The sequence below is a fragment of the Duganella fentianensis genome (genome assembly GCF_009857835.1).
GTDB classification, from domain to species: domain Bacteria; phylum Pseudomonadota; class Gammaproteobacteria; order Burkholderiales; family Burkholderiaceae_D; genus Rugamonas; species Rugamonas fentianensis.
In genome coordinates this window covers 62,744-77,141 of sequence record NZ_WWCL01000002.1, presented here as the reverse complement: position 1 = coordinate 77,141, position 14,398 = coordinate 62,744, and the positions used below count along the sequence as shown (strand labels likewise).

14 protein-coding genes and 1 other RNA gene are annotated in these 14,398 nt (G+C 61.2%); 6 read left to right on the top strand and 9 right to left on the bottom strand.

Annotated features, from left to right (window positions below; translation table 11 throughout):
* The first annotated feature begins 45 nt into the window (after window positions 1-45).
* Genes GTP23_RS22580 through GTP23_RS08145 form a run of 4 tightly spaced genes read left to right on the top strand, consistent with a single transcriptional unit; the run spans window position 46 to window position 3,760 of the window.
* Window positions 46-1,014 (top strand): hypothetical protein, encoded by a 969-nt coding sequence (locus GTP23_RS22580; protein WP_202412096.1) that lies wholly within the window; start codon window positions 46-48, stop codon window positions 1,012-1,014.
* Window positions 1,001-2,077, top strand: a complete 1,077-nt coding sequence (locus tag GTP23_RS08155; protein ID WP_161034749.1) for a radical SAM protein — start codon at window positions 1,001-1,003, stop codon at window positions 2,075-2,077. The genes GTP23_RS22580 and GTP23_RS08155 overlap by 14 nt, the downstream gene beginning before the upstream one ends.
* Before the next feature lie 7 nt (window positions 2,078-2,084).
* Window positions 2,085-3,092 (top strand): hypothetical protein, encoded by a 1,008-nt coding sequence (locus GTP23_RS08150; protein WP_161034748.1) that lies wholly within the window; start codon window positions 2,085-2,087, stop codon window positions 3,090-3,092.
* Between the two features lie 2 nt (window positions 3,093-3,094).
* Entirely contained in the window at window positions 3,095-3,760 is a 666-nt protein-coding gene (locus GTP23_RS08145) for an FkbM family methyltransferase (RefSeq protein ID WP_161034747.1), read from the top strand.
* Here GTP23_RS08145 and GTP23_RS08140 read toward each other — a convergent pair.
* Genes GTP23_RS08140 through dnaX form a run of 4 tightly spaced genes read right to left on the bottom strand, consistent with a single transcriptional unit; the run spans window position 3,757 to window position 8,523 of the window.
* Entirely contained in the window at window positions 3,757-4,971 is a 1,215-nt protein-coding gene (locus GTP23_RS08140) for a CaiB/BaiF CoA transferase family protein (protein WP_161035541.1), read from the bottom strand. The two genes, GTP23_RS08145 and GTP23_RS08140, sit on opposite strands and share 4 nt — an antisense overlap.
* Window positions 4,971-5,561, bottom strand: coding sequence for a recombination mediator RecR (gene recR, locus GTP23_RS08135; RefSeq protein ID WP_161034746.1), 591 nt, complete (start codon window positions 5,559-5,561; stop codon window positions 4,971-4,973). The genes GTP23_RS08140 and recR overlap by 1 nt, the downstream gene beginning before the upstream one ends.
* Window positions 5,562-5,579: 18 nt before the next feature.
* Window positions 5,580-5,906 carry a YbaB/EbfC family nucleoid-associated protein gene (locus GTP23_RS08130; RefSeq protein ID WP_155436507.1) on the bottom strand — a complete coding sequence of 109 codons (327 nt, stop codon included), beginning with the start codon at window positions 5,904-5,906 and terminating at the stop codon, window positions 5,580-5,582.
* Window positions 5,907-5,943: 37 nt separating this feature from the next.
* A complete protein-coding gene (gene dnaX, locus GTP23_RS08125; RefSeq protein WP_161034745.1) occupies window positions 5,944-8,523 on the bottom strand; it encodes a DNA polymerase III subunit gamma/tau in 2,580 nt (859 codons plus the stop codon).
* 155 nt (window positions 8,524-8,678) lie between these two features.
* Here dnaX and GTP23_RS08120 point away from each other — a divergent pair, with 155 nt between their 5' ends.
* Window positions 8,679-9,332: a hypothetical protein gene (locus GTP23_RS08120; protein WP_161034744.1), complete on the top strand. Its 654-nt coding sequence runs from the start codon at window positions 8,679-8,681 to the stop codon at window positions 9,330-9,332.
* 78 nt (window positions 9,333-9,410) lie between these two features.
* Here GTP23_RS08120 and ffs read toward each other — a convergent pair.
* Together ffs and ubiD are read right to left on the bottom strand one after the other, a co-directional pair.
* Window positions 9,411-9,509, bottom strand: an RNA gene (gene ffs, locus GTP23_RS08115) — signal recognition particle sRNA small type.
* A gap of 15 nt (window positions 9,510-9,524) precedes the next feature.
* Window positions 9,525-11,009 (bottom strand): 4-hydroxy-3-polyprenylbenzoate decarboxylase, encoded by a 1,485-nt coding sequence (gene ubiD, locus GTP23_RS08110; RefSeq protein WP_155436510.1) that lies wholly within the window; start codon window positions 11,007-11,009, stop codon window positions 9,525-9,527.
* A 500-nt stretch (window positions 11,010-11,509) separates the two neighbouring features.
* On the opposite strand from ubiD, the gene GTP23_RS08105 reads away from it, so the two are divergent.
* Window positions 11,510-12,400, top strand: coding sequence for a transglycosylase SLT domain-containing protein (locus tag GTP23_RS08105; RefSeq protein ID WP_161034743.1), 891 nt, complete (start codon window positions 11,510-11,512; stop codon window positions 12,398-12,400).
* Between the two features lie 70 nt (window positions 12,401-12,470).
* On the opposite strand, the gene GTP23_RS08100 is transcribed toward GTP23_RS08105, so the two are convergent.
* The 3 genes from GTP23_RS08100 to ribH form a co-directional block, all read right to left on the bottom strand.
* Window positions 12,471-13,040 carry a hypothetical protein gene (locus tag GTP23_RS08100; RefSeq protein WP_371866863.1) on the bottom strand — a complete coding sequence of 190 codons (570 nt, stop codon included), beginning with the start codon at window positions 13,038-13,040 and terminating at the stop codon, window positions 12,471-12,473.
* 287 nt (window positions 13,041-13,327) lie between these two features.
* Window positions 13,328-13,798, bottom strand: a complete 471-nt coding sequence (gene nusB, locus GTP23_RS08095) for a transcription antitermination factor NusB (protein WP_155436513.1) — start codon at window positions 13,796-13,798, stop codon at window positions 13,328-13,330.
* An 84-nt stretch (window positions 13,799-13,882) separates the two neighbouring features.
* The gene (gene ribH, locus GTP23_RS08090; RefSeq protein ID WP_155436514.1) at window positions 13,883-14,371 is read right to left on the bottom strand and encodes a 6,7-dimethyl-8-ribityllumazine synthase; all 489 of its coding nucleotides are present in this window, start codon (window positions 14,369-14,371) and stop codon (window positions 13,883-13,885) included.
* Window positions 14,372-14,398: the final 27 nt, after the last annotated feature.

The following is a 14,398-nucleotide window of genomic DNA, read 5'->3' as shown; positions in this document are numbered from 1 at the left end:
CTTCTATGCTGAACAGACTCGGATCTGCTCTGCACAGGAGGCACTATGGACCAGCAAGAACACTCTTTCCGTCTGGTGTTTACACCGGAACGGCCGGCCTGCCGCAAACCGCTGGTGCTGCATGCGGCGGCCATCGCCCGCCGGGTAGAGGCGCTGTTCAAAGCCATGGCCCATGACTACCTGCTGCGCGAGCAATTCATTACCGATCCCGCGCAGGTACTGGCCGACTATGCAGAAGGCATGGACCTGCCGCCGCAACGGGCTTCCGTCAGCAATCAGCTGGTCTATGCCGTGCTGGCCAACCGCCACATGCGCCACTGGCTGCGCAACTACGCAGGCGAGCATCAGCAGCGCACACCGTCGCGCAGCGAGTTCATGACCGCGTTCGGCAATGCCGTCATCAAATACGGTGACGAACACGCCATCATCGCCCTGATCCGCGCTGCCATGGAACGCGAATCGCCCTTTGCAGTGGGCGGTATGGAGCAGGCCATGCTGTTCACCAGCAGTCCCATCTTTGCATCGGGCTTCCTCGTTCCCACCGATCACCGCACCATCAACGATTCCAACAGCACGCAGAATTTCGAGCACAGCTCGGCCACCATAGGCACGGGCCCCGGCACGGATGAAGGAACGGAGGTAGGGACGGACACGGGCACCCAGACTGGTACCCACACGGGGACAGATACTGGCACCGACACGGGCACCGATACTGGCACCGATACTGGCACTGATACCGGCACTGATACGGGAACGGATACGGGCACCGACACAGGCACGAATACCGGCACCGATGCCGGAACCGACACGGGAACCGATACAGGTACGGACACCGGCACCGATGAAGGCACGGATGACGGTACCGATACCGGCACCGACAATTCCGAATACGATCCCTATCGGGGCCAGGAATATGTGCGCATCACCATCGAAGCGCTGGTGCAGTACGCCATCACGCTGGAAACGCGCGGTCTGCTCAACCTCAGCGAAGCACAAATGTATGAAACCCGCTGACACAAACGCCGCGCTGTTGCCACAGCGCCGCCGCACGCTCTCCATCATGCCGACCTTTACCTGTCCGGCCGCCTGCGCCGACTGCGGCACCCTATCCAGCCCGCGCGAGCGCGCCCATCTCGATCTGGATACGGTACTGGCGGCCATAGACGAAGCCCGCGCACTCGGCTTCTGCAACGTAGTCTTCACGGGCGGCGAAGCCACGCTGGAATGGGCTACCCTGCTACGCGGCATAGAACGCGCCGCCAGCTATCGTCTGCCCGTAAGGCTGGTGACCAATGCCCACTGGGCCACTAGTACGGCCACCGCACACGACAGGCTGACAGCCCTGATGGCGGCGGGCCTATCGGAAATCAATTACAGCACAGGCGACGAACATATCCGCTACATCCCGCTGGAACGGGTGGCGCACGCCTGCGTGGCCGCCTGCCAGCGCAAACTGCGCACTCATGTCATGATGGAACTGAAAGATGCGTGCACCGTCACGCCGGAATCGCTGCAAGACCATCCGCTGCTACAGAGCCTGACGCCAGAGCAGCGTGCCTATCTGACCATCCTGAGCAGCCCGTGGATGCCGCTCAACCACAGCACCGTGTACCAGTACCCGCAAGGTGCGGCCTGCGACGTACAGGCGGCAGCCATGCGCGGCGGCTGCACCAGCGTGCTGAAGACCTACACGCTGCAGGCCGATGGCCGCGTGGGCGCCTGCTGCGGGCTGGGCTTGCGCGTCATCCCCGAACTGAATGTCAGCACGGTGGATCAAGCGCAATGCCTGCAGCAGGCTATCAGTGTAGCCGAGCAGGATTTCCTCAAATTGTGGATACACTATCAGGGCCCCGCCAAAGTGGTGGCATGGGCCGCCACCCATGATCCGGCGATACGCTGGGAAGGCATGTATGCCCACCAGTGCCAGATGTGCCAGCGGCTCTACCACGACGACGCCATCCGCAACGTCATCGCCAGCCACTGGCAGGAAATGATCGCCGAAGTAATGCAGGCCGCATGGCTGGATGACGTCCACATACCCGAAACGCTGTCACAGCTGCTGCACGAACAGGACTGAGCGCGCCATGTCCGCCCTGCCCGCGCCCGCCCTGCCATCTGCAGCGCCGACCGCGCCGCTCACGGTCGCCAAGCTGCGCCACGATGCCGACCAGTTCGACTACCTGAACATGCGCGGCCTGCTCGATCCTGCCTACAGCGACATGGCTGCCTGCTACCGCCAGCTAGCCGCCCAGCTCGTGGCGGAAGGTGTGAGCAAACGGCCGCAATGGAACAGCGCAGAGCTGCAAGCCATAGGCAGCATCTACAACCGCATGCTATACCGCCGGCCCGCAGCGGTGGTGCCCGAACCGCTGGGCCAGTGGGTCGGCAGCCAGGTGGAGCAGGCCTACCTTGCACAACAGCCCAACGTAGTCATCATCGACGATTTTCTTTCGGCGCCCGCGCTGGCCAGCCTGCGCAGCTACTGTCTGGAATCGATGGTCTGGAATTCCCTGCGCTACTCGCATGGCCGTCTAGGCGCTTTATACCATCGGGGCCTGCGCTGTCCTTTGCTCGACCAGCTAGCCACGGCCCTGCGCGCCACACTGCCCGCCATCATCCGTCCGCGCTACCGTCTAAACCAGCTCTGGGCCTACAAGTACCCGGCCGACATGCCGGGCGATGATGTCCACGCCGACTTTGCCGCCGTCAACGTGAATTTCTGGATCACGCCCGATCAGGCCAATCTCGATCCGGCCAGCGGCGGCATGTACATCTACGACGTGGCTGCACCAGCGGACTGGCAGTTCGAAGAATACAACCGCCACCCCGAACGGATACGCCGCTACCTGAGCGCCAGCGGCGCGCAGGCACGCTACATCCCCTACCGGCAGAACCGCGCCATCATTTTCGATTCCGATCTGTTTCACGGCACGGCACGCTGCCACTTCCGCGATGATTACGAAAGCCGACGCATCAACGTCACCCTGCTGTACGGCCAGCGCCATCAGGACGATAGCCAGCCGGCCCAGTCCTGGCCCCAGCACGAAAGCGGCTGGCGTTCAGCGGCACTGCGCCGCCAGCGCAGAGGCTAGCGATGGCATCGCAACTGGGACAGGATTATTTTGTACTGCAAGTGCTGAACGGCCTGCGCGGCGGCTATTTTCTCGACACGGGCGCCACCGACGGCATTACCTCCAGCAATACCCTGCTGCTGGAGCGCGACTATGGCTGGCATGGCATCTGTGTGGAACCGAATGCCCGCTACTTCGCCGCCTTGCAGAACAACCGGCGCTGTCTGTGCCTGCCGGACTGTCTGGATCAGACAGCAGGCGAAGTGGAATTTGTCGAAGGCGCCGGCATGCTGGGCGGCATACGCCGCCACTATCCCGCCATGATGTGGCGCTATGTGCAGCGCTGCTATGGTGCGCAGCCTGCCAGCGTGCGCAAGCGCACGCGCAGCATAGGCGAGCTACTGCAGGCCAGCGCAGCGCCTGCCGTGATCGATTACTGGAGTCTGGATACGGAAGGCTCGGAGCTGGCCATACTGCGCGGCTTCCCGTTCGAGCACTACCGCTTCCGGGTGCTGACGGTCGAGCATAACCGCCAGCCCGTGCGTGACGAGATCGAACGATTACTGAACCGGCAAGGCTATCGCCGCGTGCATGATTTCGGCATCGACGACGCCTACCTGAGTGCTGACCTCAGCCTGCCCGCCAGCCTGAGCGCCGCATGGCGCAGTGCGGCTCTACGGCGGCGTTAAAGCACGCCGTCCTGTTTCAGCGCGGCGATCTGTTCCGCGCTGTAGCCCAGCGACTGCAGCACTTCCTCGTTGTGCTGGCCTAGTGCAGGGCCTATCCAGCGTGTCTGCCCCGGCGTGGCCGACAGCTTGGGTGAAATGGCCGGCAGCTTGACGGGCGTACCATCCGCGAACTGGTGCTGCTCGAACATCTCGCGCGCCAGGAACTGCGGGTCCGTCATCATATCGCGCACCGAGTAGATTTTCCCGGCAGGGACATCGGCCGCTTTCAGCACCGTCAGCGCGCTATCGATCTCCATGGTGTCGCACCAGGCCTGTATCGCACCATCGATTTCCCCGGTGCGTTTGACGCGGCCATCATTGCGTTCCAGTTCGGGATCGCCAGCCATATCGATGCGGCCTATGGCCAGCATCAGCCGCTTGAAAATGGCATCACCATTACCGGCGATGACGATATTCTCGCCATCACGCGTGGTGTAGGTATTCGATGGCACGATGCCGGGCAAGGCGCCACCGGTACGCTCGCGCACCACACCGGCGTGGTCGTATTCCGGCACCAGCGATTCCATCAGATTGAACACGGATTCATACAGCGCCACGTCCACCATCTGGCCTTCGCCCTTGAGGCGGCCGCCCGTCACATCGCGGTGACGCAGCGCCATCATGGCGCCGATCACGCCATGCAGCGCCGCCACCGAATCACCGATGGATACGCCCACCCGCACCGGCGGACGGTCGGCATGGCCCGAGACATAGCGCAACCCGCCCATCGATTCGCCGATAGCGCCAAAGCCGGGCAAATCTTTCATTGGTCCCGTCTGGCCGAAGCCCGACAGACGCACCATGATGGTGGCGGGATTGATGGCCTTGAGCTGTTCATAGCCCATGCCCCATTTCTCCAGCACGCCGGGGCGGTAGTTCTCGATGATGATGTCGGCTTCCAGCGCCAGCTGGCGCGCGATCTCGCGGCCTTTTTCGCTCTTCATATTGAGCGTCAGCGATTTCTTGTTACGCGACTGTACCGACCACCACAGCGACGTGCCATCCTTGAGCACACGCCAGGTGCGGATAGGATCGCCGCCTTGCGGCGACTCCACCTTGATCACTTCGGCGCCGAATTCACCCAGCATGCGCGCACAAAAAGGGCCCGCAATCAGCGTGCCCAGTTCCAGTACCTTGATGCCAGCCAGCGGCATGGCCTGCTTCGATGTCATCACGTAGCCCTTCGGTCCAGCATGGCGCGCGCGATGGTGCCCGCATCCACGTATTCGAGTTCGCCACCAACGGGCACACCGCGCGCCAGACGGCTCACGCGCAGGCCGCGCGCCTTCAGCATCTCGCTGATGTAGTGCGCCGTGGCTTCGCCTTCGTTGGTGAAATTGGTGGCCAGTACCACTTCCGTCACCAGACCATCGGCGGCGCGGGCCAGCAGTTTTTCCAGATGGATGTCCTTGGGGCCTATGCCGTCCAGCGGCGACAGACGTCCCATCAGTACAAAATACAGGCCCTTGTAGGTCAGGGTCTGTTCGATCATGAGCTGATCGGCAGGTGTCTCGACTACGCACAGCAGATGGCGCTCGCGCTTCTCGTCGCTGCAGGTATCGCAGACTTCTTCTTCGGTGAAGGTATTACACAGCGCGCAGTGGTGCACTGCGCTCACCGCCTGCTGCAAGGCGCGCGACAGCATGTCCGCGCCTTCGCGGTCATGCTGCAGCAGATGAAAAGCCATCCGTTGCGCCGACTTGGGACCGATACCGGGCAGACGGCGCAAAGCTTCCGTCAGAAACTCCAGCGATTTGGACATGGGCCGGCGCGCAGCGGATTAGAAAGGCATCTTGAAGCCGGCTGGCAGATTCATGCCGGCGGTCAGGCCACTCATTTTTTCAGCGGAAGTCGCTTCGGCTTTGCGCACGGCGTCGTTGAAGGCAGCGGCCACCAGATCTTCCAGCATGTCCTTGTCGTCCGCCAGCAGCGATGGGTCGATGGAAACGCGCTTGACGTCGTTTTTGCAGGTCATCACGACCTTGACCAGACCGGCACCGGACTGGCCTTCCACTTCCACCAGCGCCAGAGCGTCCTGCGCCTTTTTCATATTGTCCTGCATTGCTTGCGCCTGTTTCATCAGGCCAGCCAGTTGGTTCTTCATCATGTTGGAATACTCCGTGGATTAAAAGGGTAAAGAATGATCAGTGCAGTGTCGCCGAGCTTGGCGGCGGCACGATGGTGCCGGGGACCACCCAGGCATCGAATTCACGAATCATGGCATTGATAAACGGGTCTTGCGCCACCGTCTGTTCGGCCGCCTTCTGGCAAGCCTCGCGGTGCGCCTGTGCTTCCGCACTGGCCGTGTACCACACAGGGCCCAACTCGGTATCGACCCGCACGCTGCGGGCGAAGCGCTCGTTGAGCGCCGCGTTGAGCTTCTCGACATTACCGGGCGTACGCCAGGTTTCGATCGGCACGCGCAGTTTGAACACGACGGCATTACCGTCCATGCTGCAGGAAATCAGTTCGGCCTGCATGGCCAGCTGCTGGGCCACGCCACGCAGCGGCAGCGTCGCCGCCACTGCCGGCCAGTTACCGTCCCAGTTCAGTTCCGGCACAGGCGTAATCACATAGGCATACGGTGCTTTGGCGGGCGCCGCTGGTGCACGGGCTGGCATCACCACTGCCGGTGCTTCGTCGGCATAAGCTTGCGCGGACGACGGCGCGTTCATATAGGCCGGTATGCCGGCCGGTGCTACCGCACTGTCGTCGGAAAATTCGGTCACCCATGGTGGCAGATCGTCTTCATCGTCGGCAGCGGGAGGCTGTGCCGCAGCACGCTGCATGGCTGGTGCAGCAGCGGGCGCCTGAGTGAACGACAGTACGGCTGCTGGTGCCTGCGACTGTACGTTAGCTTGTACCTGCGGCGGCGCTTCCAGCACGGCAGCCTGCGTGTCGCCTGCCGGCATGTCATCCCACGGTGCCGGACGTGCGGCCGCTACGGCTTGCGCCTGCATGGCCGACGTCGTCGGTGCAGACGGCTGCGCTACCGGCGCTGTATGCGCTGGCGCCGCCATCATCGCGGCAGGCGCCGCCGGTGCGGATGCTGGTGCTGCAGCCGATGCAGCTGCCGGTGCGGATGCTGGTGCTGTAGCCGATGCTGGTGCCGCTGCCGGTACGGGTGCTGGCGCCGGACTGGAAGCCGCGCCCGAACGTGCGCCGGGACGCGACGCAGCACGCGCTGCTTCCAGCGCCGCATTGATCGCTGCCCGTGCTGGGCTCATAGGCGCTGCCGCCGCTGGTGCCGCTGGTGCTGCGGCCGCGCCCGCGGGTGCAGGCGCAGTAGCGGTAGCAACAGGTGCAGGCGCAGCCATCATCTGTGGCGCCGCTTGCGCAGTAGCCTGAGGCTGTGCGGCTACTGCCGGCACTGGCGCTGTATTCATCACTCCCGCGCCAGCCGGTGCTGACATAGGCGGCAGCGGACGCGATACCGGCGCGGCATCTGCCGCTGCCAGCGCGGCGGCCGCGCCAGCGACGACGGATGGTGGCGTCACACTGGCATGGCTGGCCTGCACATGGGCGGCAGCACGGCTGGCCGGTGCAGCCGCAGCACGCACGGCGGCCACGGCGGCCTGCCGCGTCATCGCTGGCGCAGCGGCGGCTTGTCCTTCGGCGCCACCGACGCCGGGGCGAAAGGCCAGCATGCGCAGCAGCGTCATGGAGAAACCGGCATATTCATCAGGCGCCAGCCCCAGTTCGTTACGGCCATGCACAGCGATCTGGTAATACAGCTGCACTTCTTCCGCATCGAAAGCGGCGGCGAGGCGTACCACGTCGGCATATTCAGGCAAATCTTCCGGCAGTGCCGTCGGCACTGTCTGCGCCAGCGCGATACGGTGCAGCAGCGTCCCCAGATCCTGCAGGGCGCCGTTATACGACAGGCTGCGCGTAGCCATTTCATCGGCCACGGCCAGCAGGTCGGCGCCATCCTTGGCGGCCAGCGCGTCGAGCAGACGGATCAGATAGGACTGGTCGAGCGCACCCAGCATGCCCTGCACGGCATCGAGCGTCACCGCACCGGCCGCATAGGCAATCGCCTGATCGGTCAGCGACAGCGCGTCGCGCATCGAACCGTGCGCACCGGCGGCCAGCAGGCGCAGGGCCGGTGCTTCGAAGCTGATGCCTTCCTGTCCCAGAATATTATCGAGGTGGCCGATGATGTGGCCGGGCGGCATCTGCTTCAGATTGAATTGCAGGCAGCGCGACAGCACCGTCACAGGAATTTTCTGCGGATCGGTGGTCGCCAGTATGAATTTGACGTGCTCGGGCGGTTCTTCCAGCGTCTTCAGCATGGCGTTGAAGGCGTGGTTGGTCAGCATGTGCACCTCGTCGATCATATAGACCTTGAAGCGTGCATTGCTCGGTGCGTACACTGCCTGTTCCAGCAGCTGCGCCATCTCGTCCACACCACGGTTGGACGCCGCATCCATCTCTATATAGTCAACGAAACGTCCTGCATCGATGGCCGTACAGGCTTCGCACACGCCGCAAGGGGTGGCAGTAATGCCGCCCTGCCCGTCCGGCCCCACGCAGTTAAGCGATTTGGCCAAGATCCGCGAAAGCGTAGTCTTGCCCACCCCGCGCGTACCCGTGAACAGATAAGCATGGTGCAGACGGCCGCTGTGCAGGGCGTGCGTCAGTGCACGGACTACGTGCTCCTGACCGACGAGCGTGTCGAAGTTCCGGGGACGGTATTTACGGGCGAGGACTTGATAGGACATGCTGGGATTTTACCGTAGATAGCACTGGCCGAGGGAGCCGCTGCAGGACTGCCAGCGTCGCGATGCCAAAAAAAACATTGTAACAAGGCGTGATGGGAATTGGTAATTGACAAGGACCGTCTTACAATTTGTTTTTCTTTTAACTACGTGACTAAATGAAAAAACTGGCCCTGCTCCCACTGCTGTTGCTGTCCCTCGCCGCCCACGCAGAAGAACGCGAATGGGTGCCTTATAAAAAACTGGTTGAACAGATGCGCCTCGACAAGTTCTATGCCATTCCTCCTGCCGAGCGCGACAAGATTAACCTGTTTCTCGTCGTCAAACCGCTGAACAAAGCGTACAAGCCGGAAGATGTGGTGCTGACCGTGGTACAAGGCGGCGAACGCCATCCTCTGCCGGCCCTGACACCGGACTACCGGCTGAATCTGATCCCCAACCCGAAATGGCTGACGGACGACACCAAAATCCTGACCAGCCTGCCGAAAGAGGAGAAATCCAACACCGGCTACGATGTCACCACCCCGCTACCACCGGGCAACCAGTGGAACTACACGCCCATCATGAGCAGCGTGGAGCAGTCCAACCACGCCATCAAGAAGATGGCAGGCGCGTTCAGCCTGTTTGCGCCGACGATTAAAGTAGTGGTGTTCAAGTTCGGCAAACCGGCCCAGCTCAAAGTGGGCAGCACGGTCTACAACACGGATGCCAAGCACCAGATCCGGCTCAAACCGGATTCGGCGTGGATGAAGGAAAACCCCATCATGCTGGCATCGGAGCGCCCGCTGGAAGCGGAACTGGATTCCGAGTAAAGGCCACACATGGGCGGCGGCTGAAATGGCTGCCCAAAACAAAAAAGCTGCCCATGGCAGCTTTTTTTATATCCCGAAGGAGACGAGCCTGATCTGCGGCACTTATGGTGAATAGCTGTGGCTGCTTCGTTCCCGACCTGACCAGGTTGGCCATGCCACAATGCGCAGGGGCCCGTCCGTGATGATTATACCTTACAGCCCCAATTCCTGCCAAATCTGATCGACACGGCTCTTTACCTCGGGCGACATGGTGATGGTCGTGCCCCACTCGCGCGTGGTTTCGCCGGGCCACTTGTTGGTGGCGTCGATACCCATCTTGCTGCCCAGCCCGCTGACGGGCGAGGCAAAATCCAGATAATCAATCGGCGTATTATCCACCAGCGTGGTATCGCGGGTCGGATCGACGCGCGTCGTAATCGCCCAGATCACCTCGTTCCAGTCGCGGATATTCACGTCCTCGTCCACCACCACGATGAACTTGGTGTACATGAACTGGCGCAGGAAACTCCACACGCCGAACATCACACGCTTGGCGTGACCAGCATACTGCTTCTTAATCTGCACCACCGCCATGCGGTAGCTACAGCCTTCGGCCGGCAGGTGGAAATCAGTAATCTCGGAGAACTGCTTCTGCAGCAGCGGCACGAACACTTCATTGAGCGCCAGCCCCAGTATGGCCGGCTCATCCGGCGGTTTGCCCGTGTAGGTCGAGTGATAGATAGGGTCGCGCCGCATGGTGATGCGGTCGATGGTGAATACGGGGAAGCTATCCTGCTCATTGTAATAGCCGGTGTGGTCGCCATACGGACCTTCCAGCGCATGCTCGTAGCCGCTCGGGTGATTCGGATCGGCATAGATATGCCCTTCCAGCACGATTTCGGCCGAAGCGGGCACGCGCAGTTCGCTACCGATGGCTTTGACCAGTTCGGTACGGCTGCCGCGCAGCAGGCCGGCGAACTGGTATTCGGACAGACTATCGGGCACCGGCGTGACTGCACCTAATATAGTAGCGGGATCGGCACCGAGCGCCACACAGATAGGATAAGGCTGGCCCTTGTTCTGGATGGCGTGTTCGCGGAAGTCCAGCGCGCCACCACGGTGGGCCAGCCAGCGCATGATGACCTTGTTCGGCCCCAGCACCTGCTGGCGGTAGATGCCTAGATTCTGCCGCTTCTTATTAGGGCCTTTGGTAATCACCAGCCCCCAGGTAATCAGCGGCGCGATATCGCCGGGCCAGCAATGCTGGATAGGCAGTTTGCCGAGATCCACATCAGCGCCTTCCCAGACGATTTCCTGACATGGCGCGCCACGCAGCTCCTTCGGCGCCATATCCCACACGGCTTTCACCAGGCTGCCCATGCCCATGATGTCCTTGAAGCCCTTGGGCGGTTCCGGCTCTTTCAGACGGGCCAGCACATGGCCGATCTTGCGCAATTCGCTCACGTTTTCCGCGCCCATACCGAGCGCCACACGGCGCTCGGTGCCGAACAGATTACCCAGCACGGGGATGCTGTGGCCGGTCGGATGCTGGAACAATAAAGCCGGTCCGCCCGCGCGCAAAGTACGGTCGCACACCTCGGTCATCTCCAAGTGCGGCGAAACTGGCGTCAAAATGGGCTTAAGTTCGCCCATTCGTTGCAGTTGAGAAATGAAATCGCGTAGGTCGGAATATTTCATCGGTTTTTTACTTTTTCTTTCAAATCAGCATACTGTTTAAAAAGACAGGTCAAGTGGTTGATTTTATTGGTTTTAGACGCAATGCAAGCAAAAAAGTAAGATTTAAAAGTTATAGCTCTTCTGTTTGTTATCATTGACTTGATATAAAACGCCTCATACAATCTGCCCTACTTGAAGAGAACACGGTTTAGCGCGATAGGCAAACCACCATAAGTGTTGCTCATTCATTCACGGAGTCGGGGCTCCACATGACATTTTAAGGAGTGTTTGCCAAAGGCGTCTGCCTTACCCCCGAAAGCAGTTGTATTGCGACTGATAGCGTTTCGAATGAGTACCAGGCGTACCAAAGAAAGCTACAGCTCAGGCAAGCAATGATGGCGTTCAGCGCGCGCTCCCAGCGGCGCAGAACGATGATATTTCTGATGCACGGCATTAGCACCCGGTTAGCTGCGTACAACGCTGGCGGGGAAGCGCTTTTACGGACATTTCAGGGGAAGTCTATGATTAATCGTATTACCGGTGCAACCCAGCTTGCCCACAACATGGCCCGCCAGCCAGCTGCGTGGTTGTCGAACACGCGCGTATCGGCCAAAGGTGTATTAGCCACCGCCCAGCACACGCTGACCATCGTCGGCGTGAGCGCACTGATCATGATGGCAGTATTGTTTGTCCGTCCAGAACTGGCCAAAGACCTGAGCAACCTGCTCAACCGCGCGCCAGAAGCCGAAACTGAACCAGTAGTGGTACCTCCGCTGTCGGAGCTGATGGAAGCCCCGTCGAGCGCGCCAGTGGCCAGTACCGAGCCGCTGACGGCCGAAGAACGTGCCCTGCTGGGCACCAAGAAACAGCAGCAATGGGTTACCTCGTGGCTGTCCAAGCGTTACCGTGTGGCCGGCGATGCGGCCAATATGCTGGTCTCCACGGCCTATCTGACGGCCCGTGAAATCAAACTGGACCCGCTGCTGATTCTGGCCGTGATGGCCATCGAATCGGGCTTCAATCCGTTCGCGGAAAGCCCGGTCGGTGCGCAAGGCCTGATGCAGGTGATGTCGAAAGTACACCATGACAAGTTCCAGGACATGGGCGGCACGCAAGCTGCACTGAATCCGGTGGCCAACATCCGTGTCGGTTCGCTGATCCTGAAAGACTACGTGACGCGCGGCGGTTCCGTGGAAGCCGGCCTGAAGAGCTACGTCGGCGCTGCCGCCTTCGAGCACGACGATGGCTACGGTTCCAAAGTACTGGCCGAATACCAGCGTCTGAAGATGGTTTCGGCCGGCAAGAAAGTGCCGACCACGACCCCGGTCATGGCGGCCGTACCAGCCAAGCCAGCCCAGCCGCTGGCCAGCACTGAGAAATCCATCAGCGGCACCCAGATCGCCGGCCTGTAAGCACTGCCATCCCGATAAATAAACCACCTCGCGAGGTGGTTTTTTTATTGCGGCGGCAGCCAGCGTGGGCTCAGCGTCCGCAAGTCGTGACCTTGGTGCGTATGCCGTCGCGGAAGGGATCACGCCCACCCGTCAGCGCGTTATTCTCTTTGACGGCGCAGAAGGTGGTGCCGGCACCGGTACGGATACGCGTCATCACGCGGCCATCGTCCAGCGTCTCGCTCTCCTGCGTCATGCCCTCCGAACCTGTGTAGGCACCGGCCAGTTTTTCGGCCAGCATGGTACGGTCATTGGCAATTTTCTTGTCACGCGGGTTCCAAGCTTCTTTGCGCAACTGTTTATCCACCGCGCCGGCGCTACGGCGCGCGCGCAGCAGCGCATCTTCCTCCTGCGCTGCTTTGGGCGGCAGGGCAAACGGATCGGCCGGCGGCGTGACCAGCGTCATGGCAGGCGCAGCAGGCGTCTGGACAGCGGAATCTGTCGGCTGGACCGCTGGCGCCGCTGCCGGCGGCAGCTGCGGCCGGATCGCCAGCGCAGGCGCGCGGCGCGGCTCCGGCGTGCGTGCCTGCCGGTCTGGCGGCTTTGGCGCGCTGGGCAGCAAAATATAGGTCAGCGTGGTCTGTACGGCCGCACGGGGCACAGACTGGTGCTGCGGGGCTTGCCAGCACCACACTGCCAGCACGTGGGCCGTGACGATCAGCGCCAGCCAGCCGCGACGCCGCCAGCGGGGCTCGGCCTGAAAGAACTGGTCAATAATGCCACCTCGACATTAATTAAATAACAAGCGATTTTCTGTTGCCGTTTAAATAAAGTCAAATCCTAACGTTCCGGCCCCGCCGCAGGCACTCGGCGGTAGCGCCAGCCGGTACTCCGCAGACATAAAAAAAGCCACCGCAGGCGGTGGCTTGAGTCGGGGCAGTGCGCGGCTTAGCGCTTTTTGTCAGCTGCCACTTCTTCCGGACGCAGTTTGGCGGCCAGCTTGTCCAGCACGCCGTTGACGTATTTGTGACCATCGATACCGCCGAACGATTTGGTCAGTTCCACTGCTTCGTTGATAACGACGCGATATGGAATTTCCAGATTGTTCTTCAGTTCGTAGGCACCGATCAGCAGCACAGCGTGCTCGATCGGCGACAGCTCGGCCACGCCACGGTCTACCAGCGGTGCGAAGGTGTCGCGCAGGGCCACGGAATCCTTGATGGCGCCGTACAGCAGGGCCGAGAAGTGGTCGCCGTCAGCCTTGTCGAAGCCGTGCGCGGAACGGATGTTGTTGACCACGGTGGCCGCATCTTCGTTATTCAGCAGCCACTGATACAAACCCTGCAACGCAAACTCACGCGCGCGGTGGCGCGGCGTACGGTTTTTACTAGGGTTGGCGTGCAATGCTTTATCTGTCATGGTTATACCTATTCTTCAATTCTTACAAAATCCGGCCTGATGCGCCGGCGCATACCGGCACATCCGGCCGTTTTACAGCGCAACTTACTCGTCGTCGCCCTGATCCTGATTCAGCTCTTCCAGAGCAATGGTCAGGTTCGCCATTTCTACTGCTACACGCGCTGCATCCGCGCCCTTCTCGGCCATACGCACTTCCGCCTGCTCATCGTTTTCCGTGGTCAGGATGGCGTTAGCGATAGGAATACCATAATCGAGGCCGATGCGGGTGATGCCGGCGCCCGATTCATTCGACACCAGTTCGAAGTGATAGGTTTCGCCGCGGATCACGGCGCCCAGTGCGATCAGGGCGTCGAACTGCTGCGATTCTGCCATTTTTTGCAGTACCAGTGGCACTTCCAGTGCGCCCGGCACGGTCACGTGCAGAACGTCTTCGTCTTCTACGCCCAGATGCTTGAGCTCGGCCAGGCAGGCCGACAGCAGGCCGTGGCAAACGTCTTCGTTGAAACGGGCTTGAACGATGCCGACGCGCAGTCCGTCGCCGGACAGATTGATTTCATAGCTACCTACGGTCATGTGAGGCCTCTTTTTAGGTGGGTAAGG